The following is a 21,732-nucleotide window of genomic DNA, read 5'->3' as shown; positions in this document are numbered from 1 at the left end:
ATATGACAATTGAAGCAATACAAGAAGAGTTGATAGATGAGTTCTCAATGTTTGACGACTGGATGCAACGCTATGAGTATATGATAGATTTAGGAAAATCTCTTCCGCTTATTGATGAAGAATTAAAAACAGACGACAAGCTTATTAAGGGTTGCCAAAGTAAAGTGTGGTTAAACTCTGAAATGAAAAACGACAAAATAATATTCACTGCCGATAGTGACGCTATTATTACAAAAGGAATAATTGCAGTATTAGTCCGCGTGTTTTCAAACCAGGAACCACAAGCAATTCTTGATGCGGATACTGATTTTATAGACGAAATTGGATTGAAAGAACACCTTTCTCCAACCCGTGCTAATGGATTAGTATCAATGATTAAACAAATGAAAATGTATGCATTAGCATATCAAACACAAGCAAATAGTTAAACAAATGGAAGAAAAAATAGATATGGCTGAACTCGGCGAAAAAGTAATCGCTGTTATTAAAACCATTTATGACCCAGAGATTCCGGTTGATATATATGAATTAGGACTTATTTACGACGTTTTTATTAATGAAGATTACGAAGTAAAAATATTGATGACTCTAACAACTCCTAACTGTCCTGTAGCAGAAAGCTTACCAATGGAGGTAGAAGATAAAGTTAAGTCGTTAAAGTACGTTAAAGATGCTGAGGTTGAGATGACTTTCGACCCGCCTTGGAGTCAAGAGCTTATGAGTGAAGAAGCTAAGTTAGAACTCGGAATGCTTTAATAAAAAAGTTTTTTATTCATTTTAATTACTTTCTCAGTGGAAGAAATTGTAAATCGCGTAGCGAATAGTAAGCTTATGGTCTTTGATCTTGAGGAGTTTTATCCACAAGGTGAAAGACTTGCTTTTGATATTTCCATTTGGCTTGCAGAAGGCATTGTACTTCGTGAAAAAGAATTTAGAGAGAAAGCCAACGAGCACGATTGGGGTCAGTATCAAAATAAATATGTAGCCCTTTATTGCAGTACAGATGCTATTATTCCAGGATGGGCGTATTTATTGATTTCACTTCATTTATCGCCTTTTGCAAAAAATGTTTCTGTAGGAAGTCTAGAGGAATTAGAAACTGTTCTATTCACCGAAATTCTAAAGGATTTAGACGTTTCTGAATATCAGGACAAACCTGTAATTATAAAAGGGTGTGTAAGTAAACCAATACCTCCAAATGCCTATGTACAAGTAGCGCAAAAGCTTCAGCCTGTAGCTAAAAGTATTATGTATGGCGAAGCCTGTTCTTCGGTGCCACTATTCAAGAAAAAGTAAGTTTTTTAACAAACAATTGGCAAATCCTTAATTTTAACGCTCTTTTTTGTTAATTTTTTACACAATATGCAAATTAGTAATTATTTTTGCCTTAAATAAAAACTTTAAGATTCATGAAAAAAATTTTACTACTTGCAGCAATCTTATGTGCGCCCCTTGCACTAGTTGCTCAAAATGAAACCAAAGAGGATACTATCCCAAATGGTTGGTCAAGATCAGGAAACATTTCTTTATTGTTTAATCAAGCTGCCTTCAACCACGAGTGGACTGGTGGAGGAAGTTCAAATATTGCAGGAAATCTTGGGTTGAATTACGATTTCAACTATAAGCACGATAAGCTTAGCTGGAACAACCGTATTATTGCAGAATATGGTATGACTAAAAATAAGGACGACAAATATGCACGTAAAACTAATGATCGTCTTGAGTTAAACTCAATCTTGGGTAGACAAGTAAAAGAAAGTAACTGGTATTATTCATTCTTCTTAAACTTTAAAACTCAATTTGGTTCTGGTTATGAGTATAATACCGACTTAAACCCGGGTGATGAAGGATATCGTACTGAAGTTTCTAAATTTATGTCTCCAGGTTACTTACAATTTGGTCCTGGTATGATGTGGAAAAAGAACAATAATCTTTATGTAAATATAGCGCCTGCAACTGCACGTTTAATTTTTGTAAATAAAGATTTTACAAATGTTGGTAACAACCCAGTAGCTATCGCAGCATTTAATGAAAACCCATATTTTGGTGTTGAAGCTAACGAAACAACCCGTTTTGAATTTGGCGCTTCGGTTTCTGCTTATGCAAAACTTGATTTGATGGAAAACGTGTCGATGGAAAACTTATTGGCTCTTTACTCAAACTACTTAGAAGATCCACAAAATGTAGATGTAGATTATACTATGAATTTATTGTTTAAAGTAAATAAGTATATATCAGCTAACGCTACTTTCCAGGCTATTTATGATGACAACGCCGCTCAAGGATTCCAAATTCGTGAAGCAATTGGAGTAGGAGTTACTTACGGATTCTAAATGCAATTTTAAATATAAGTTCTTTACAATAAGGGCTCTAAATTGAAAAGACCTATCAGAAAAATTAAATTTCTGACAGGTCTTTTTTTATTCCTCCTCTGTATATTCGTCGTATAGGAAAGTGTTATAAGGAAAACGAGTGGTGTGAATTTCTCTCACTTTGTCATATACTAACTTTCGGAATTCATCAAAGTTTTCTTTGTTTAATGCTGAAATAAAAATGGCATCTCCATTAAGTTTCGCCATCCAAGTATGTCTCCATTCTTCCAGAGTATAATGAGCTTTGGTCTTTTCAGTAATTAAATCGTCTTCTTCAATTTCTTCGGGCTCATAAGCATCAATCTTATTAAAAACCATAACAGTAGGCTTATCAGCGCTTCCAATTTCCTCCAGAATTTTTTCAACTGAATCAATATGGTGTTCAAAAGAAGGGTGGCTTATATCTACAACATGCAGCAATAAATCAGCCTCACGCACTTCATCTAAGGTGCTTTTAAAAGACTCTACTAGTTGTGTAGGTAGTTTTCTGATAAAACCAACAGTGTCGGTTAAAAGAAATGGTAGGTTACCTATAACAACCTTTCTTACTGTTGTGTCTAATGTTGCAAAGAGTTTGTTTTCTGCAAAAACATCGCTTTTACTAATTACGTTCATCAAGGTGGATTTCCCTACGTTTGTATATCCAACCAATGCTACACGTACAAGTGAACCTCGATTCCCGCGTTGCACTTCCATCTGACGATCGATTTTTTTTAATTTGTCTTTAAGTAAAGATATTCGGTCTCGAACTATACGTCTATCCGTTTCAATTTCTGTTTCTCCAGGACCACGCATTCCAATTCCTCCACGTTGACGTTCCAAGTGAGTCCACATCCCCGCTAGTCGAGGTAAAAGATATTCGTATTGTGCAAGTTCTACTTGTGTTCGTGCATAGCTTGTTTGTGCTCTTTGCGCGAAAATATCAAGGATAAGGTTGGTTCTGTCTATGATTTTACATTGAAGTATTTTTTCAATGTTTTTTTGTTGTGCTGGGGTAAGTTCGTCGTCAAAAATAGCTACGCCAACTTCATTTTCATTTACGAAGTTTTTAACTTCCTCTAGCTTTCCGGTACCTATAAATGTTTTTGGATTAGGAACATCCATTTTTTGAGTAAAGCGCTTTAGAACTTCCCCGCCTGCGGTATAAGCCAAAAATTCTAACTCGTCTAAATATTCTTCAGACTTTACTTCGTCTTGAAATTTAGTTATTAATCCTATTAATATTGTTTTCTCGTATGAGATATCAGTTTGTTCAATCATATTTTTTTAGTAGATGCTGTCATTTATTGGTATATATTATAACAAATGTACAAAACACTTGGCAAGAGATTTTTATACTTTAGATGCAATTAACACAAACCATTCATGTTTTTAGTAATATTTTACAAAATAGACAATTAATTGTTGATTATTAGATATGTAACAATAAAACAATAATTGGTATAATTATTATTTATTTTACATTGAATGAGTGAAAGATTATAAATAAACTAACATATATGGTTAATTATCAATGAAGTTTGCTAATTGGACTTAGGAATATAACTCTTTTTTAACAAGAATATAACCTCGGAAATTCTTATATTTCACCTCTGAAAAATTAAGTAAAATCAAATTATTAATTAATCATCACCAACACTAAATTTTATGGAGATAAAATTACCTAACAGTTTTTGGGATTGTCAACATTATTTTAAAGTCAATCTTAAAACTATCGTACCAATAGTATCTTTCTTTTTATTGATGCTATCATCTACATCTGTTTTTGCCCAAGGGGGTGGAACTTGTGCAGATATTCAGCCTTTCTGTGCAGGAAATGACGCACTAATTTTTGCAAATTGTAATGACCAAGATCCTAACTGTAATGCTACGGCAGAAGCAGGGCCAGATTACGGATGTTTGTTTTCACAACCTTACCCAGCATGGTTTTATTTACAAATTGACCAGCCTGGAAATTTAGATTTTGAAATTATTCAAAATACAGCATTTAATTCAAATGGAGATCCTATAGGACAGGGATTAGATGTGGATTTTATTGCCTGGGGACCTTTCCAGCCAGGAGATGATCTTTGTGATTATACTCAGCTACAATCTTTCAATGAAATTGCTTGTAGTTATTCGGCTCAACCAATTGAAAACTTTACTATCCCAAATGCACAAACTGGAGAAATTTACGTTCTAGTAATTACTAATTACAATCGTAACCCAGGCTACATTAAATTAGGGCAAATAGGAGGAGACGGAAGTACAAACTGCGACATCGTTTTTGATTGTTCAGTTACAATTAATGAAGGGGATCAAAATTTATGCGGTGAAGACGAAGTTCTTTTAACCACTACAGTTTCTGGTCCGGTAGAAACTTATGAGTGGTACTTAAACGATGTTTTAATCGTAGGTGCAACTTCAAGTGAATACCTTTCAACTGAAACAGGTGAATACAAGGTAATTGCAAACGGAACTGAGTGTAACTCTCCTGTTGAAGATATAGTAAATGTATCATTCGGTCCTATAGTTACAGCTGAAGCAATTGATATAATTGCATGTGACGATTCGTCCAACGATGGTATTGAAGCCTTTGATCTTGACGGAAATTCTTCTAGGGTACTAGGTAATCAGGACCCTAATGAGTTTACTGTAACTTATTACTTAACTCAAGCTAATGCTGACGCTGGGGAAGCACCTTTAACATCGCCTTATACGAATGTTACTAACCCTCAAACTATATATGCTAGAGTTGAAAGTAATGTTTCTGCGGTTTGTTATGCAACTTCTGAGGTGGAACTTAAGGTTGAAGAAACTGTTGAAATAACTACAGATTTACCAACTTCAGCAGAAATATGTGATGTTGAAGAGTTTCCAGTTTTTGACGCTACTCCTACTAATACTGACATCGATCTTTCGTTAGTTACTTATGAATGGGTTGATCAAGACAACAACGTTCTTTCTACAGAAGCTATTTTCTCTCCTTCTGCAGCTGGGACTTATACGGTAAATATTGGTTATCCTTGTGGAGACACATCATTTACAATTGTGATGAATGTAATTGCATCACCTACTGTTGATTTAGGTGCAGATTTCCAAATTTGTGCTAACCAAACCACAATTCTTACAGCAAACACTGATGTGGAAGGTGTAACTTTTCAATGGTATTTAAATTCAACGCTAATTGAAGGAGAAACTAATAACACTCTTGAAGTTGTAATTGAACAAGGAACAATAGGTACTCAAACTTATACTGTATTAGTATCTAACGATCAATGTACAGCAGAAGACTCTATAGATTTAACATTGTACCCAATTACAAATTGTATTATTTCCGAAGGAATTTCACCAAATGGAGATGGGTATAACGACATCCTTGATTTGAATTTCTTAAATGATAGAACTGGAATTAGAAAGATTCAAATCTTTAACAGATTTGGTACTTTAGTTTATGTGCAAGATAATTATACAAACCAATGGGAGGGTCAGACTACTGATGGAGATGAACTTCCAACTGGAACATACTTCTATGTAATTGATCTTGCTGGAAATGACGCTGTTTATGGAGAACAAGCTACAGGCTGGATTTATCTAAACAAAAAAGCGAACTAAAATTCTACTAAATACTTTTTAACTACCAAATAGATAAAAATGAAAAAACATATATATATCTTAACAGTACTTATGACGGTATTGCTGTTGCAAGAATCACAAGCACAGCAAGACCCTCAATATACTCAGTACATGTACAATATGAACGTGGTTAACCCCGCATATGCAGGTTCTAAAGAAAGCTTATCGCTTACAGCCTTGTATAGAAATCAATGGCATGGATTAGAAGGAAACCCAGTTTCTTTTACATTTTCTGGACACAGTCCAATTGGAAGAAATATTGGATTAGGGCTTTCCGCAATTAGAGATGAAATTGGACCAGTAAAAGAAACGAATGTTTACGCAGACTTTTCTTATACGCTACACTTAGGAAATACAGTAAATTTAGCACTTGGTCTTAAAGCTGGTGCAACTTTCCACGATGTAGGCCTTTCAAGTTTAGAACTTCAGCATCCAGACGATCCAATGTTTTCAGAAAACATAAATAATACTTATCCTAATTTTGGTGCAGGAGCATTCTTATACGGAGAAAATTTTTATGTTGGTCTTTCAGTGCCTAACTTAATGAAGTCTGTTCATTTAGATGAAAATGGAATCAAATACGGATCTGAAACAAATCACTTTTTTGCAACAGCAGGTTATGTATTCCAAGTTTCAGAAGCTTTCAAACTTAAGCCTTCTGTGATGGTGAAATCTGCATTTGATGCCCCTGTTTCATGGGATGCCAACCTGAACTTTTTGTTCTTTGACATGATTGAAATTGGAGGGTCTTACAGAGTAGATGATTCTTTTAGTGCATTATTCGGAGTAAATATTACACCTGATCTTCGTTTTGGATATGCATACGATCACGTAACTTCTGATCTGAAAATTGTAGGGCCAGCTTCTCACGAGCTTATACTAACATTCGATCTGAATCTAAAACCAAAAGTTTTACGTTCACCTAGATTCTTCTAATAACTAACTAATTTCATTTAATATGAAAAATATATATATAATATTTTTATTAATGGCCGTAAGTACCTCGACGCTTACCGCCCAGAATTTTAAAACCAAGACAGCCGACGAATTTTACGAAAGGCTACAGTATAACGACGCCATAGATGAGTATCACAGACTTGTAAAAAGGGGTGATGAAAGCACTTATGTATTAGAGCGTTTAGCAAATAGTTATTACAATATTAATGACACTAAAAATGCTGAAATTTTCTATAAAAGAGTTGTAAAAAGACTTGATGCAGATCCAGAGTCTGTTTATAATTATGCACAAGTACTTAAGGCCAACGGGAAGTTTTCAGAATACAATAAGTATATGAAGGAATATGCAAAGCTGAGACCTCAAGATTCTCGTGCTATTGCCTTTATGCAAGACCCAAATTACCTTCCCCGTATTGCAGATGAAAAAAACCAAAAGTTTGAAGCCGTAAATTTAGAAGAGATAAATACAAGATATTCAGAATTTGGTGGTACTGTTGTAGATAATGAACTGTATTTTTCATCGAGTAGAAATATACTTCGTAAGAATTATGATTTAAACGATGAACCATTTTTAGATTTATATAAAGCAACAATTGAAAATGATGTTGTAAAAAATGCAAAACTTTTAAACGATGAAATAAATACTAGATTTCACGAAAGTTCTGTGGCTATTACTCCTGATGGTACACGTATGTATTTTGATAGAAATGATTATTTCAATGGAAAATACAAAAAAAGTGAACAAGGGATTAATGAATTAAACATCTTTTATGCTGAAAAAGTAAATGGTGAATGGGGAAATATTCAGTCTGCGCCATTTAACAGTAAAGAATTTTCTTCTAGTCATCCAGCAATTAGTCCAGATGGTAAAACGCTTTATTTCTCAAGCGACCGACCAGGTGGAATGGGGAATGCCGATTTGTATAAAGTAGCTATCAATGAAGATGGAACTTTTGGTGAACCTGAAAACTTAGGTGAAGGAATTAATACTGAAGGTAGAGAGGTTTTCCCTTTCGTTGATGCGAACGGTACTCTTTATTTCTCAAGTGATGCTCATTTAGGTCTTGGAGGATTAGATGTGTTTTCTGCTCCAGCTAAAGGAAATGGATTTGGAGAAGTTAAAAATTTAGGCTTAGGTATTAATAGTAGTAGTGATGATTTTGCTTTTTCTTTTAATCCTGAAACAGAAGAAGGGTACGTGTCTTCTAACCGTGCAGGTGGAAAAGGAAGCGACGATATCTATAAAATAAAGAAAATTGAATCTTGCGATTTACCTATAAACGTTTTAGTGGTAGATGCTTCTACAAATGAACCTATTTCTGATGCTAGAATTGATCTTTACGATAACCGTGAAAATAAATTGAAGAGCCAAAGCACAGATGCTGATGGAATCAGTGAAGTATTAGTTGTTTGTGATCAAGATCACGTTGTTCAAGCGTTTAAAGAAGGATATGAAAGCAATGCTGAAACCGTAGCTGGATTTAATGAAGGTGAAGAGAACATTACAATTGCACTTCGTCCTATCGATGATATAGTTGAAGGAAACATTGTGAAACTTAATACTATTTATTTCGATTTCGATAGACACAATATAAAACCACAAGCTGCTTTCGAACTTGATAAACTTGTTGAGTTGATGAAGAAAAACGAAAATATGGTTATTAAAGTTGAAGGACATACTGATAACCGTGGAAGCGCTGCATACAACTTAAATCTTTCTGATAGAAGAGCTAAGAGTACTGTACAATATGTAATTTCGAAAGGAATTTCTAAAGACAGAATTAGTGGTGAAGGCTTTGGTGAAAGTAGACCAGCTGTAGATTGTGGTGGTAATTGTACAAATGATGAACATCAACAAAACAGACGTTCTGAATTCATTATCCAAAAAAGATAATTTTTAGATAACTTAGATAAATAACCAACCAATTTAAAAGCCCTTACAATTAAATATTGTAAGGGCTTTTTTATATTTTAAATTTATAGTAAGCAGCAGGTAAACCATGATAATCGCCATCGTAATCCCATTCGAACCCTTGATTCATCAAGATTTTTTGAGATGCTACATTTTCAGGATCTATAATTGCGACTAATGTGTGAATATCCTCAATCTGCTTGCCCAAGTTTACCATGCTGTGTGCAATTTCAGAACCATAACCTTTGCCCCAAAATTCAGGCATTAGCAAATATCCTATTTCTGCTTCATTTTTCTTTGTCATCTCGAGCTTTGCATGCCCTACAAAACTTCCATTACTTTTAAGGGTTACTTTAAACCTTCCGATAATTAAATTTTTCACATTATCACTTAGCATATTCTCAAACCTTTCTCGAGCTTCACTTTCTTCAGCTGGACGGCCAGTAACCATTTTCATTACATCGATATTACTCACCAATTGAAAGTAATCTTCAAAATCACTGAAGGTGTAATGATTAAAGATCAATCTTTCGGAAATCATAGTAAGGTGCGTTTAAATGAATAGTATAAAGTTATAGAATTAAAATTTAGCATTTCTGTATTCGATAATTTCTTTAGGTTTATTCAATTACAGAAATATTATCTATTTGATAGGTGGTTGTTATACCATTCGACGCCCCTAAATACTGAAAACCAATATATACTATTTCCCCTGCATATGTCGAAAGATCAATATCTCCAGAAGGCGTGAATTCCGCGCCGTAGCCATTGGAATTTCCAGCGGATATGTCTGCATCCAAGCTTGTCCATTCTGCGGTTAAAACGTCTCCATCAAAGTCTGTGGCTATTTTTATAGTTAATGCTTCTCCATTATAGAAGCCGTCATTGGTGTCGAAAGTAAGAATCGGGGACGAATCGCTTGGTAATCGTATACCAGGTGTTACCAACCAAACTTCGTATGGACTTTCACCAGAATTATATGCAGAGGTTTGTGTGTAATTATTGGAATTAAACTCCATTACTTCAAATACTCTCGTTCCGCCATTTACATTTACATTTGTCCAACCTTCAATGTCTAAAGGAATTCCAGCACCTGAATTGTGACTTTCAAAGTCTTGAAAAAAAGGCAGATCAAATATTTCACCATTTCCGCTTAAATTACACCTTTCGTTATTCATATTCACATCATCAATATCGCGGATAAATAGCTGTACATCATTATTAAATCGACTTAAAATAGCAGTTATTTCTCCGTTTCCTTCGGGGAGCAATAATCCTTTGAAATCGGAATATCCGCTAGTTCTTAGCACTATAGTTTCTTCATCACAATTTTCTAACTGTCTGTTTACACTATAGGTGTTTCCTGGATTTCCGTAATGCGCAATTCCCGCGAGGCCTTCAGGAAATTGGACATTTTCAAATTTCACTAAGGTGTTAAGAAATACTTCGTTTGTATCATTGTCATTTGCTTGTGAAATGGTAATTGTCTGCGGTTGAATTTCAACTTTCTCAGTAGAACGCAAAATTCTATCTTCAAAATCTTCGACATTTATTCGTCCAACTTCATCTCCATCAAGAATCCCAATCGTGGGTAGTCCAGCATATTCACCGATATACAAGCCATCAACACGAAAATATATCTTTCGTCCAGGTTCATATTTTGTATATAAATTCGTTGCTTCAGTAGAAATTGCCACTCCTGCATTTGGATTTTCAGGTAAATCCTGAATAACTAATGACTTATAGAAATTACCAGTTTCATCGCTTGAGATAGCATAAGCTGCTAAGTATAACTCTCGTGAAGAACCTTCACCAGCTTCGATAATTTTTGGTTCGTATCCTCGATAAATTCTTTTAATAGTTTCAATAGTGGTATTTACATCAACATTCGGCTCTTCTACATTTATTTCGGGAACATTATAATCATCGTCTTGAACACAGGAGGCTCCCATTATCCCTAGAAGGAATAAAAGGCTTATTAGTTTTATGTTTTTTAAATTTTTCATAATTAAAAAAAATTACTGTTCTTAATCAAAATCGGATGTAAGCATTTATATAATAAGTAGTTCCGTATCCATACCAGTATTTTGATCCAAATACGGGTGTGTCATTGGCAGTGTCTGCAGATAGGGTTCTATAATTTGAATTTCTACCTTGCTCAAAGCCACCTGTTTTATACTGCTTATTTAAAATATTAGAAACTACAGCAAAAAATCCGACGTATTTACCTTTAACCCTCCAGGATTTTCCGCCTACTATGTTCACCAACATATATGGGTCGAACTTTTCCTGTTTTAGTAATTGTCGTGCTTTTTCTGGGTCATAATCGTTAAAGGGCATTCCGTCATTATCTAAATAGAAATTTTCGGTGCGAGTAAGAGGAGATATATTGATATATGCCTGATTGAAGTAATTAGCAGTAGCTCCAAACCACCAAAATCTTGGATCGCGGTATTCAAAACCTAATTGATAAGCTTGTTGAGGTCCTCCGGCAATTTTATAATTTTTAAGAAAAGATTTTCCAAAAAAGCGGGGCTCATCTAAGTCATCTGAAGTGATGTAAAGATCCGGATTACTATTGTAGGTATTTTCTCCATATGCGGCGGCGGCTTTTAATTTAATAGTAGGTGTAACTTGAGCTTCAATACCTAATTCAGCTCCTATATTTTTCTTTCCTACACCAGTAAGCACTTCTTGCACAAAAGCTGTAGTAGAAGATCTCCCAGGAACTGAAATTCCGTCGGCATAATAAAAGGAAATCTCTGAGCCATCTTGCATTAAAGTGTAGTATCCCGACAAACGCGCTTTTATAAATGGAAATCGCAATATGTAATTGCCATCGACATTTATGTTTTTCTCTTCTGCTAACCCAATTACAGTACTATTGTTTTGGCGTGAATTTGAAAATGAATTACGTGTTGTAGGAGCACTTGTGAAATAAGCCGTGTTTAGTTCGAGAGCGTGCCTTGCAGTTAATTTATAGGTAAATCCAGCCTTAGCGCCATAAGTTGTAAAATTTAATTTCTTGCTTTTCCCAAAAGATTCATTTGTATCAGGATAGGAACCGTTGCGATATAGACCGTTTCGTTGATAATTAGTTTTCCCTGCTTTAGCTGCGAAATAAAAGTCTACTGCTGAATAGGAAAACTGTGCTTGAACGAAACCATTGTAATCAGTAGCATCAATTTCATAATTGTATTTGAATTTATCACCTACACCAATTAGTCGATTTGGATTATTTAAATCGTTTTGCGCTGCATCACCTGAATTAAATGTATCCACATCTAAATACTCATTACCGCCTAAAAGATCCTTCATACTGGCGAAGTTGTTAGATTTTAAATTTCTATAATTAAATGAAGCATTTATTTCAATATAATCGGATAGACGAGAGTTTAGTATTGTATTTGCTACGAGCTGTGTATCATCGTTTCTGTCTTCGTATAAATAATATCTGGATGTTCCTCCGTAAAGAATATTTGTTTCATACATATTAAGCCAATTAACCTGTCCATTATTTACAAAGCTTGAATAGGCTCTATAAGCTCCCTCATAATCAGGATTGTTAGGGTCCGATAAAAAGTAGCTTGGAAGATTTTTATAGTAACTTGGGTCTGGATTAGGAACATTGTCATACCCTAAGCGGCTATTTCCTGTTTTTCCAAATTGATAACCAATATTAGTGTTCAGTTCTGTTTTTGGAGAAATATTCCAGAAATGATTCAGCATTATAATAGGTTCTTTCACTTCTCTAATTCTAGAATTACGGATTTCACCATCTTGTTTTCCCCAATATGAATTATACTGATTTCCTTTTAAATCGTAAACCTCTTGGGTGTTTGGAGAAGATTTGCCACGCCTGTTGGGTGTGTAAAAAGCAGTTAAATTCAAGCTGTGATGTTTACTCAACTTCCTTTCTACAGAGGCAAAAAATGAATTTGCATCGTACAAAGTTCCATTTATATAACCTTCATCGCCATAGCGTCTTGCTATTAGCACAGAATATGCCCAACCATTTTTGGATAAACCACTGTTATATGAACCAATAATACGCCCGCGGTAACTACGGTTACTAGATGCGTAGGATATGCGTCCTCCCTTACTGTATTGAGACGCTCGCATTATAATGTTTGTTGTGCCAGCAAGGTGTCCAAAGTTATATTCGTTTGCAGACATTCCCATTGAAAACATCTGATTGCGCTGTACATCATTTAATCCGCCCCAATTGCTCCATTGCGGTCTTCCATTGTACATTTTATTCATTTCTAAACCATTAATCAATAGCTTACCGTGTTCAGAACTATAGCCTCTAGGACGGAAAAATGTAGTACTAAAATCATAAGAAGCCGCATTTAGGAAAACATCTTTTGATGCTTGAAGTAATCCTGAAATATTATCTGATGTACCTTCGTCTTCGTCTAATTGGTCGTCAGACAGGCTTATAACTCCAATTTCAGATTCAAGTGCGTCTAGATCTACTTCTAAAAGAATAGCTTTTAAATGTATAGATCTATCAATTTGAATTATTATTGGAATTTGTATGCTTTTATAGCCTGGTTTGGAAATTTTTATAACTTGTTCCCCTTCTGGGAGATTTTTTTGTAGAAAAGTGAATTCTCCCGCTGAATTTGTTACTGTACTAAAATCACTGTTTTGAATGTTAACTATAGCTTCAGATATAGGTTCGCTAGAATAAGTATCAACAACTTTTCCAGAAATGGAATTGTCTTGCGAATAGGCTGAAAACCCTGCAAATAAAGCTGCACAAAATGTTAAAAATATATATTTCATCCTGCTTAAAGTTATTTGTCATGGTTCTTTCTCTTAGTTTGAATAATCAAATATAAATTAATTTTATAACTATCACAAATTCAGTAACTTAGACGAGTATTAATGTGTGCTAAAAGTTTATTATGAAGTCTCTACTTTATACGTTGATATTTTTTATTTTTATTAATTCTGCTTCGTTTGGTCAGAATAATAAAGAGTTTAAAGTTTTAACTATAGCATTTTACAATGTTGAAAATCTTTTTGATTATGAAAATGACCCCTTGACTTTTGATGATGATTATACTCCTGATGGCAAGAACAATTGGACCAAGGAAATATACGAAGCTAAAATCGCCAATATTGCTAGGGTCATTTCTGAAATAGGCGCAGATCAATCAGGAACATCGCCAGCGTTAATAGGGTTATGCGAAATAGAGAATAGACGAGTTTTAGAAGATCTTGTGAACCATAAGCATTTGTTGAAAGACGATTATGGAATTGTTCATTTTGATAGTCCAGACCGTAGAGGGATTGATGTCGCCCTTCTTTACAAGAAAAAATTGTTTACTCCAATTAACTATGTAGCTAAGGAATTATTAATTTATGACGATGTGGATACTAGTAAACGTGTGTATACCCGTGATCAATTATTAGTAAGTGGAATGTTAGATGGTGAAAAAATTAGTGTTATTGTTAACCATTGGCCTTCGCGTAGAGGTGGTGAAGAGAGAAGCCGTCCCAAAAGAATTAGTGCAGCTAAACTTAATAAGAAAATTATAGATTCGTTATTTAGTGAAGACCCTTATTCAAAAATTATAACTATGGGGGATTTTAATGATGATCCTATAAACCCAAGTATTAAGAAGACCCTCAAGGTGAAGGGTAGAAATAAAGATTTGAAACTGAAAGAATTTTACAACCCAATGGAGGCATTATACAAAAAAGGTCAGGGGACACTTGCTTACCGGGATAATTGGAATTTGTTTGATCAGATAATTATATCTACCGAATTAACTATAAAAGATTATTCATCGTATAGATTTTATAAAGCCGGGATCTTCAATAAAAATTATTTAATTAATCAACGAGGTCGTTATAAAGGGTATCCTTTTCGAAGTTTTTCTGGTGGGTTTACTGGAGGATATAGCGATCATTTTCCGGTATATATTTATTTGATTAAAGAAAAAAATTAAATCGATTAACGCTATTTGTAAAATAAAAAAGGCACTCTTAATTAAGAGTGCCTTGTGTTTTTTTAGAAACTTTTATTAAAACCATTGTGACCAAGGAATTCTACTTAGCATAAGTACTAATCCAATTGTGTAAAATATAGCAAGTGTTTTAAATTTTTTGTTTGAAAGTAAATTCTTTTTGTGTTTTGAATAACCAATTGTTATAAATAGTACAGTTAAAATCATCATCATTGGATGCTCAACTGCATATAGTCTAAAAGTAGAATCTTTCATAACAACACCCATCCCATTGTTTGTGATGTTTTGTAAACCTAATGGAGAAGTAACGTAAAGTACAATTCCAATAAGTAATTGGATATGGGTAACTATTAATGCAAAAAGAGAAATTCTAAAATCTTTTGCACCGTATTCTCTTTTTGAAAAGAATCCAGCCAATGCGTTAATAGTTGCTAGTACTACAATTAGTAGCACTAAGTAAGCCCAATAAGAATGAATAAAATGTAGAGTATTAGCCATAGTTTTTTTTATTTTTTTCAAATATAAGATTTATACCCTTTTAAACCTTCTTTTGCGTTCTCAATTATTTGCAGATTGAAATATCAAGGAATAAAAAATGCCCCGAATTCCGGGGCATTTTCATTATGTATAATACTGAGTATTAGAAGTCGTAACGTAGACTTGCGTTCCAAGTTCTTCCGTTACCGTAGTAGTATCCGTAAGAATCTTTTTGGCTTAAGTACATTTCGTTTGTAGCGTTATAAACGTTTGCACGGAATGTTAAGTCACTTCCTCCAAAATCAAATTTGTAAGAAAGACCTGCGTCTAATACGCTATAAGCATTTAAACGATCAGCTTGGTAAACTTCATTTTTGAAAGCAGCTTCAGTTACATCTCTTGCGTCAACGAATCCGTAAAGATCAGTATAGATGTTATAATCTGCATCTACGCTAAGTCCATCTACAATAGTGTATTTGAAACCAAAACCAAATGATGTTTGTGGTGCATTACCAACTTTAGTACCAGTTAAGTTAACGTTACCTTCTTCAAGTAATTCGTTAGTTTCACTAGCTCTAGTTTGGAATGGAGAATCTCCATCGTATTTCCAATTACCAATACTACCAAACGCTCTAATCATGAAGTCGCTAGAGTAACGGTATTTACCTTCAAATTCGAATCCTTTATGAACTTGTGTGATACCAGTAAACTTTTGGTAACGGTCAACTTGTTCAATTGGGTTAGAGGAAGTTTCATCACCTTCAATAAATCCACCAGAAAGGAATCTGTTACCCCATTTTGTGTAGTAAGCATTTAAGTCTAAAGAGAAGTTTCCTGAACGTAGTCTATAACCAGCCTCAACTCCTAAAATCTCTTCGTTGTCGATTTCGTTTTCTCCATCTAAGATGTAGTTAGAGTTTCTGATATCATCAAAGATATTATCTAGGAATGGTTGTCTTGAGTAATATCCAGCATTAACAAAAACCGTATTGTTTTCGATAAATGTGTAACCCATACCTCCTTTGATGTTGTATCCAGTTTTGTTAACCTTTGCAGATTTACCAAGACCGTCTACACCTTCTACTTCTTTACCAGTAGCACGACCTTCTCTTTGGTAGCTTTGAGTTGATACAGCTCCTTGAACAAAAGCAGAGAAGTTGTCAATCTTATATTCAGCTTGTCCGAAACCACCGATGTAGTTGATGAATTCTGAATAATCGTAGTTAAAACGCTGTCCTTCGTCAGCAGAGTTGAATAGCGCAGACCAAGGGTTTGCTTCGAAAGTTTCGTTAATTACGTAATCGCTATCTCTTAAATCGCCGTAACCGAAGTTATCAGCATATCCTTGAAGACCTAAAAGGTCATTCATTTGGTACCAGTGGCTACCTTTGTAGAAACGAGTATCAACACCTACATTGAAAGTGAAGTTATCACTTACAGCAGTTTCAAGGTTTGTAAGGAAACCATACCAGTTGTGGTTGTTTACTGACATTCTTCTTGCCAATGAACCATTTCCATAACCTCCGATTCCGTTATCAGCACCAGCGATATTAGCTTCTTCAATAGCATCGAAATCTACATTTCCATTGTTGTCATAGATAATGTTTCTTGAGCTTCCAGCAGGGCCAGTTCCTCCACCACGTCCCCAAGATGCATAAAGCACAGAAGATAAGTTAGTTTTGTCGCTAATTTCCCAATCCCAGTTAAGGTTAGCAATTGGCTTGTGGTAGTAGTTTCTTCTTAATGTAAATCTTTCTCCATTATAGAAACCAGAGTTACTGTTATATCTTTTTCCGTATAAATCGTAATCTTCTAACGACTTAGAGAAGTTTTGGTCATGGAATTGTGGAGCACCAGTTAACAATAAGTTGAAAGAGTGCTTATCGTTTGGTACGTATCCAACACCAATAAAATAGTTTTGTCCTTGTCCTGCAGTACCATCAGAATACTTTCTGTGTGCTTGCCAATGGTCAATCATAATGCTATAAGCCCACTTTCCTTGTAAGCCAGAGTCGTAGCTAAAAGTACCTTTAAAGTAGCTGTCGTTACCAGTCATAAAACGAGCAAAACCACCTTGTTTTCTTCCTGCTGCACGAGATACAATGTTTACAGTTCCACCTACTGACGAAATAGCCAGTTTAGAAGAACCTAAACCTCTTTGTACCTGAACTGCGTTTGCAACATCAGACATACCAGACCAGTTAGACCAGTACATTCTTCCGTCTTCCATACCATTAATTGGCTGTCCGTTTAAAAGGAATGCAGTGTTTGTTTGGTCAAATCCACGTAAGAACATTTGTGAATCTCCAAAACCTCCAGCTTGGTTAGATACGTAAACACTAGGCGTACTTTTAATAGCCTCAGGGAATTCTACGTTACCTACAGCTTTAGCTTGAATTTCAGCAGATGTAATTGTAGATACGGCAATAGGTGTTTGACGATCTCTCGCCATGTCGATAATACCTTTACCTACAATCACAACTTCTTCAAGTGCGTCAGAGTCTACAGTAATTTTAACTGTACCTAGGTTTGCAGAACCTCCTACAGCGTTATATTGTGCTTTTTGAACATTGTAGCCAATATATGAAATAGTAAGTGTACCCGTTTTAGATGATGTCTTCAAAGTGAAGTTTCCGTCGAAATCGGTGATGGCACCATTTGTTGTGCCGGTCTCAACCACGTTAGCACCAGCTAACGGACTGTTAGTTTCAGAATCGACTACCGTACCGGTAACCGTTGTTTGTGAAAAAGCAGCAATGCTGCCAAGGAAAAAAACAATAAGTAATAGTTTTTTCATGAATTTAAATTTTAGGTTTAAAAATTTCGGCAAAAATACAATCTTATAGGGGTTACTACCAACTATTTTCATTAAGAAATAGTTAAGAGAATATTTCTGCTGAATAAAGATAAAATTTAAACTATAATACCTTGAGGATTTGCGTGTTAGTTAATAACAAGGTTATTAACATTTTTAGAGTTTAAAAGACGATGCAGTCTAATTGGTCTTTAACTGGCATCAGATTTGCAAAATATTCTTCGTGTAAAGCTTTAGGAAGTGGTTCAGAAAATGGAGTGTCGTCTTTAAACGGATCTACCTGTTTTCCATTTTTCCAAAATCTATAGCACACATGAGGGCCACTTGTATTTCCTGTCATTCCAATCCAACCAATTACATCTCCTTGGCTTACGTGTTGTCCTACTTTTACCTTTCGCGCTTTCATATGTAGGTATTGGGTTTCGTAAGTGCCGTTATGTCGTATTTTTACGTAATTTCCATTTCCGCCTCTGTATTCAGATTTAGTAACTACACCATCGGCAGTAGCTAAAATAGGGGTGCCTACAGGAGCTGCAAAATCGGTTCCTTTATGAGGTCTAAGCTTAAAGCCGTAATACTTAATACGTCTGTTTAAATTGTATCGAGAAGAAATTCTGCTAAATTTTACTGGTGATTTTAAGAAAGCTCTTTTAAGGTTGTTCGCGTTTTCGTCATAGTAACCTGAAATTTTACCAAGGGAATCCGAGCCGTATTTAAAAGCATACAATGGCTTTCCATTGTGTTCAAAATAGGCTGCTTTAATTTCTTTTAAACCCGCAGGAATTGTATCGTCTATATAACGCTCGGTATAAATTACTTTAAAACGATCTCCTGCCTGTAATTTAAAAAAGTTTATCGTCCAGGCATAAATGTTTGCAAGTTGATCGGTCATATATGGACTTAAATTCTGTTCTTCCATAGTTGCCGAAAGTGAACTTGTAATAATTCCTGAGGCTTCTTTTTCTTCGTATCGAACAGGTTTTTGGCTATTGTAAATAGTAAGTGAGTCTCTAAAATCAACAACAGCAAAATTAATTTTATTGCTTTCGTAAATAAAAACTTGTGTTTTATTAAGTGAATCTTTTGAATTTAGAAGTACATAAGGTTTCCCTACTCTTATTCTACGCACATCAAAACTATCTCTAAATTTAGTGGCAACCTGCATGATTTTATCCTGCGAAATTCCATTTGCGCTTAGGATATCGCCGAAAGTATCGCCTTTACGTATGGTGTCTCTAACAACATTAAAGTCGTTTAAGATATATCCATATTGTTCGATAATAGGGTCTTCTTGTTTTTCAACTACTTCATTAACATCGTCTTTTGTATTCTCACAAGCGGTAGTGAATAAGACAAGGGATAATAGTGCTACAATTAGGTGTTTCAATTCTGGGGAAATTTTTCTGTATTATTCTTTAATTAGGCTAACTCATTTTGTAGAAAAATATTGAATAGTTAATCAAAAAATTTACGCTATTCAATATTTTCTGGTTAGCGAAGAATAAAAATTACTTCGCTAATATTTTAAAGGAGTGTTGTAATCCTTTAAATTCAGTTAATGTCGCTTTTAAAGAACCAACTGCTAAATCGGCTTTGATTAACAACGGAATTTTGTTGTTATCGTCACTAATCCAAACAGTTAAACTTTCTTTTTCTTTAAATACTCTACCAGATTGTACATAAGGTCTAAATATTAAAGTGCGAACGGCCCCAAAATTAGTATCTAAAACTTCTTTACCAAGGAATTTTAGCCTGAATTTAAAATTTTCTTTGTCAAAAAACATATTTATTTCAACAATATCACCTTCTTTGATGTTTTCAGTGTCTAATTTGTTTCTGAGATAATAAAAAGCTGAAATCATATCTTGTGTTTCTTTAGGGAAAGAAAACACAGAAGTCTCGTTGTGCTTTTTGTCGTTTACAGTGGCTTTATTTGTGTTGTGGTTAAAGTCTATTTGAACATCTTTGGTATAACCACCTTCATCAATTTTTCTGATAAAGCGGTAAGGGATATCCTTTTTCTTATCTATATACGATTGGTAATCGTCTTCAACTTTAAAAAACCACTTTGAAAGTCCTACAGTTTTACCATATCCACGAACATGGTAAACTTCCTTGCCGTTTAAAGTAGCATTATTAACATTTAGAGTTGCATAACCTGCTGTTACAAATCCGTAATGAACTCGAAATTTAAAGTATTCGCCATCGCCATATGCTCTCTCTTGTGCAGAAAGTAAAAATGTGTTTCCAAAAATTAATAAAAGGACGATTAGCTTCTTCATAAAATGTGACTTTAGATGTTTTTATTATATGAATTACAACATCTGTTCCAAAAAATAAACCCCACCAAAGACGATGGGGTTTAGATAAAGTTACATTTTTATAATGTTCCTCTTTGAGCTTGCTCGCGCTCGATAGATTCAAAAAGAGCTTTGAAGTTTCCAGCGCCAAAACCTTTTGCTCCCATTCTTTGAATGATTTCAAAGAATAAAGTAGGACGGTCTTCTAATGGCTTGGTAAATATTTGAAGTAAGTATCCATCTTCGTCAGCATCTATCATAATAGATAGTTTTCTCAGCTCGTCAATGTCTTCTTTCATCATTTTCATATGGTCGCCTAAACGCTCTGGAATAGCATCGTAATATGCTTGTGGTGGAGGAGGTAAGAATTCAACCCCTCTTTCTTTTAACTGACTTACAGTTTTAATGATATCATCTGTTGTTAATGCTAAGTGTTGAACTCCTGCATCTTCATAAAAGTCTAAATATTCTTCAATCTGTGATCTTTTAGCTCCTTCTGCTGGTTCGTTGATAGGGAACTTAATACGTCCGTTACCATTACTCATTACCTTACTCATTAAGGCAGAATATTCTGTGTGAATTTGTTTGTCGTCGAATGATAGGAAGTTAACAAAGCCCATTACATCTTCGTACCATTTTACCCAAACGTTCATTTGATTCCAACCTACGTTTCCTACCATATGGTCGATGTATTTTAAACCAGTTGGTGTTGGATTGTAGTCGCTTTTCCACTCACGGAAACCAGGTAAAAAGGTTCCGTTGTAATTTTTACGCTCAACAAACATATGTACTGTTTCACCATAAGTGTAAATACCACTACGTACTACTTCTCCGTTTTCGTCTTTTTCCACGGTTGGTTCCATATATGGTTTAGCACCGCGTTTTGTAGTTTCTTCGAATGCGCTTCTAGCATCTTCTACCCAAAGTGCAATTACCTTTACACCATCACCGTGTTTTACAATATGGTCGTTGATAGGGGACTTGCTATTAAGAGGTGTAGTTAAAACAAGTGTGATTTTATCTTGCTTAAGCACATAGCTTACCGAATCACGAGATCCTGTTTCAAGACCTTTATATGCATATGATTGAAATCCAAATGCTGTTTTATAAAAATGGGCACTTTGCTTTGCATTACCCACATAGAACTCTACGTAGTCTGTACCTAATAACGGCAGAAAGTCTTCTGCGCCTTCAAAAATCTTTTCTAGTCCATACTCGACCGACTTTACTTCTTTGCTCATAATTTAATTTTCTAAAAATCCTATTATTTATTAATCGAGAAGATTCTCTATGAGAGTTTCTT

General features: G+C 34.7%; 17 protein-coding genes. 8 read left to right on the top strand and 9 right to left on the bottom strand.

Annotated features, from left to right (window positions below; all coding sequences use genetic code 11):
• The first annotated feature begins 2 nt into the window (after positions 1–2).
• From H4O20_RS10590 to H4O20_RS10575, 4 genes are all read left to right on the top strand, one after another.
• Entirely contained in the window at positions 3–428 is a 426-nt protein-coding gene (locus H4O20_RS10590) for a SufE family protein (RefSeq protein WP_139854099.1), read from the top strand.
• A 4-nt stretch (positions 429–432) separates the two neighbouring features.
• On the top strand, positions 433–756 hold the full coding sequence (locus H4O20_RS10585) for an SUF system Fe-S cluster assembly protein (protein WP_139854098.1): 324 nt from the start codon (positions 433–435) through the stop codon (positions 754–756).
• 36 nt (positions 757–792) lie between these two features.
• Positions 793–1,296, top strand: a complete 504-nt coding sequence (locus tag H4O20_RS10580) for a DUF2480 family protein (protein WP_185099238.1) — start codon at positions 793–795, stop codon at positions 1,294–1,296.
• A 113-nt stretch (positions 1,297–1,409) separates the two neighbouring features.
• Positions 1,410–2,333, top strand: a complete 924-nt coding sequence (locus H4O20_RS10575; protein WP_185099237.1) for a DUF3078 domain-containing protein — start codon at positions 1,410–1,412, stop codon at positions 2,331–2,333.
• A gap of 87 nt (positions 2,334–2,420) precedes the next feature.
• Here the strand turns inward: H4O20_RS10575 and hflX are convergent, their stop codons facing one another.
• On the bottom strand, positions 2,421–3,632 hold the full coding sequence (hflX, locus tag H4O20_RS10570) for a GTPase HflX (protein WP_139854095.1): 1,212 nt from the start codon (positions 3,630–3,632) through the stop codon (positions 2,421–2,423).
• 387 nt (positions 3,633–4,019) lie between these two features.
• On the opposite strand from hflX, the gene H4O20_RS10565 reads away from it, so the two are divergent.
• Genes H4O20_RS10565 through H4O20_RS10555 form a run of 3 tightly spaced genes read left to right on the top strand, consistent with a single transcriptional unit; the run spans position 4,020 to position 8,838 of the window.
• The gene (locus H4O20_RS10565; RefSeq protein WP_185099236.1) at positions 4,020–5,966 is read left to right on the top strand and encodes a gliding motility-associated C-terminal domain-containing protein; all 1,947 of its coding nucleotides are present in this window, start codon (positions 4,020–4,022) and stop codon (positions 5,964–5,966) included.
• Positions 5,967–6,005: 39 nt separating this feature from the next.
• Positions 6,006–6,923, top strand: coding sequence for a type IX secretion system membrane protein PorP/SprF (locus H4O20_RS10560; RefSeq protein ID WP_139854093.1), 918 nt, complete (start codon positions 6,006–6,008; stop codon positions 6,921–6,923).
• Between the two features lie 22 nt (positions 6,924–6,945).
• Complete coding sequence (locus H4O20_RS10555) at positions 6,946–8,838, top strand: OmpA family protein (RefSeq protein ID WP_185099235.1); 1,893 nt, start codon at positions 6,946–6,948, stop codon at positions 8,836–8,838.
• Positions 8,839–8,908: 70 nt separating this feature from the next.
• Here H4O20_RS10555 and H4O20_RS10550 read toward each other — a convergent pair whose 3' ends face one another.
• The 3 genes from H4O20_RS10550 to H4O20_RS10540 all read right to left on the bottom strand — a co-directional run bounded on the left by H4O20_RS10550 (position 8,909) and on the right by H4O20_RS10540 (position 13,647).
• Positions 8,909–9,397 (bottom strand): GNAT family N-acetyltransferase, encoded by a 489-nt coding sequence (locus H4O20_RS10550; protein WP_185099234.1) that lies wholly within the window; start codon positions 9,395–9,397, stop codon positions 8,909–8,911.
• Between the two features lie 79 nt (positions 9,398–9,476).
• Positions 9,477–10,862 carry a DUF5689 domain-containing protein gene (locus H4O20_RS10545; RefSeq protein WP_185099233.1) on the bottom strand — a complete coding sequence of 462 codons (1,386 nt, stop codon included), beginning with the start codon at positions 10,860–10,862 and terminating at the stop codon, positions 9,477–9,479.
• A 25-nt stretch (positions 10,863–10,887) separates the two neighbouring features.
• Positions 10,888–13,647 (bottom strand): TonB-dependent receptor, encoded by a 2,760-nt coding sequence (locus H4O20_RS10540; protein ID WP_185099232.1) that lies wholly within the window; start codon positions 13,645–13,647, stop codon positions 10,888–10,890.
• Positions 13,648–13,769: 122 nt separating this feature from the next.
• On the opposite strand from H4O20_RS10540, the gene H4O20_RS10535 reads away from it, so the two are divergent.
• A complete protein-coding gene (locus tag H4O20_RS10535; RefSeq protein ID WP_185099231.1) occupies positions 13,770–14,819 on the top strand; it encodes an endonuclease/exonuclease/phosphatase family protein in 1,050 nt (349 codons plus the stop codon).
• A 75-nt stretch (positions 14,820–14,894) separates the two neighbouring features.
• Here H4O20_RS10535 and H4O20_RS10530 read toward each other — a convergent pair whose 3' ends face one another.
• From H4O20_RS10530 to hppD, 5 genes are all read right to left on the bottom strand, one after another.
• Positions 14,895–15,335 carry a hypothetical protein gene (locus H4O20_RS10530; protein ID WP_139854087.1) on the bottom strand — a complete coding sequence of 147 codons (441 nt, stop codon included), beginning with the start codon at positions 15,333–15,335 and terminating at the stop codon, positions 14,895–14,897.
• Positions 15,336–15,477: 142 nt separating this feature from the next.
• The gene (locus H4O20_RS10525; RefSeq protein ID WP_139854086.1) at positions 15,478–18,111 is read right to left on the bottom strand and encodes a TonB-dependent receptor; all 2,634 of its coding nucleotides are present in this window, start codon (positions 18,109–18,111) and stop codon (positions 15,478–15,480) included.
• Between the two features lie 181 nt (positions 18,112–18,292).
• Positions 18,293–19,516 (bottom strand): peptidoglycan DD-metalloendopeptidase family protein, encoded by a 1,224-nt coding sequence (locus tag H4O20_RS10520; protein ID WP_139854085.1) that lies wholly within the window; start codon positions 19,514–19,516, stop codon positions 18,293–18,295.
• A 121-nt stretch (positions 19,517–19,637) separates the two neighbouring features.
• Entirely contained in the window at positions 19,638–20,411 is a 774-nt protein-coding gene (locus tag H4O20_RS10515; protein ID WP_185099230.1) for a DUF3108 domain-containing protein, read from the bottom strand.
• A 98-nt stretch (positions 20,412–20,509) separates the two neighbouring features.
• Entirely contained in the window at positions 20,510–21,670 is a 1,161-nt protein-coding gene (hppD, locus tag H4O20_RS10510; RefSeq protein WP_185099229.1) for a 4-hydroxyphenylpyruvate dioxygenase, read from the bottom strand.
• Between the last annotated feature and the right edge of the window lie 62 nt (positions 21,671–21,732).

This window comes from Aequorivita sp. 609 (genome assembly GCF_014212065.1).
Taxonomy (GTDB): domain Bacteria; phylum Bacteroidota; class Bacteroidia; order Flavobacteriales; family Flavobacteriaceae; genus Aequorivita; species Aequorivita sinensis.
The sequence above is the reverse complement of the archived record's forward strand: the minus strand, read 5'-3'. Positions and strand labels throughout refer to the sequence as shown.

What these genes read in the sequence shown, in the direction of transcription:
- H4O20_RS10590 (WP_139854099.1), top strand. Translation starts at nt 3, where the DNA reads ATGACAATTGAAGCAATACAAGAAGAGTTGATAGATGAGTTCTCAATG.
- H4O20_RS10585 (WP_139854098.1), top strand. Translation starts at nt 433, where the DNA reads ATGGAAGAAAAAATAGATATGGCTGAACTCGGCGAAAAAGTAATCGCT.
- H4O20_RS10575 (WP_185099237.1), top strand. Translation starts at nt 1,410, where the DNA reads ATGAAAAAAATTTTACTACTTGCAGCAATCTTATGTGCGCCCCTTGCA.
- hflX (WP_139854095.1), bottom strand. Translation starts at nt 3,632, where the DNA reads ATGATTGAACAAACTGATATCTCATACGAGAAAACAATATTAATAGGA.
- H4O20_RS10565 (WP_185099236.1), top strand. Translation starts at nt 4,020, where the DNA reads ATGGAGATAAAATTACCTAACAGTTTTTGGGATTGTCAACATTATTTT.
- H4O20_RS10560 (WP_139854093.1), top strand. Translation starts at nt 6,006, where the DNA reads ATGAAAAAACATATATATATCTTAACAGTACTTATGACGGTATTGCTG.
- H4O20_RS10555 (WP_185099235.1), top strand. Translation starts at nt 6,946, where the DNA reads ATGAAAAATATATATATAATATTTTTATTAATGGCCGTAAGTACCTCG.
- H4O20_RS10550 (WP_185099234.1), bottom strand. Translation starts at nt 9,397, where the DNA reads ATGATTTCCGAAAGATTGATCTTTAATCATTACACCTTCAGTGATTTT.
- H4O20_RS10545 (WP_185099233.1), bottom strand. Translation starts at nt 10,862, where the DNA reads ATGAAAAATTTAAAAAACATAAAACTAATAAGCCTTTTATTCCTTCTA.
- H4O20_RS10540 (WP_185099232.1), bottom strand. Translation starts at nt 13,647, where the DNA reads ATGAAATATATATTTTTAACATTTTGTGCAGCTTTATTTGCAGGGTTT.
- H4O20_RS10535 (WP_185099231.1), top strand. Translation starts at nt 13,770, where the DNA reads ATGAAGTCTCTACTTTATACGTTGATATTTTTTATTTTTATTAATTCT.
- H4O20_RS10530 (WP_139854087.1), bottom strand. Translation starts at nt 15,335, where the DNA reads ATGGCTAATACTCTACATTTTATTCATTCTTATTGGGCTTACTTAGTG.
- H4O20_RS10525 (WP_139854086.1), bottom strand. Translation starts at nt 18,111, where the DNA reads ATGAAAAAACTATTACTTATTGTTTTTTTCCTTGGCAGCATTGCTGCT.
- H4O20_RS10515 (WP_185099230.1), bottom strand. Translation starts at nt 20,411, where the DNA reads ATGAAGAAGCTAATCGTCCTTTTATTAATTTTTGGAAACACATTTTTA.
- hppD (WP_185099229.1), bottom strand. Translation starts at nt 21,670, where the DNA reads ATGAGCAAAGAAGTAAAGTCGGTCGAGTATGGACTAGAAAAGATTTTT.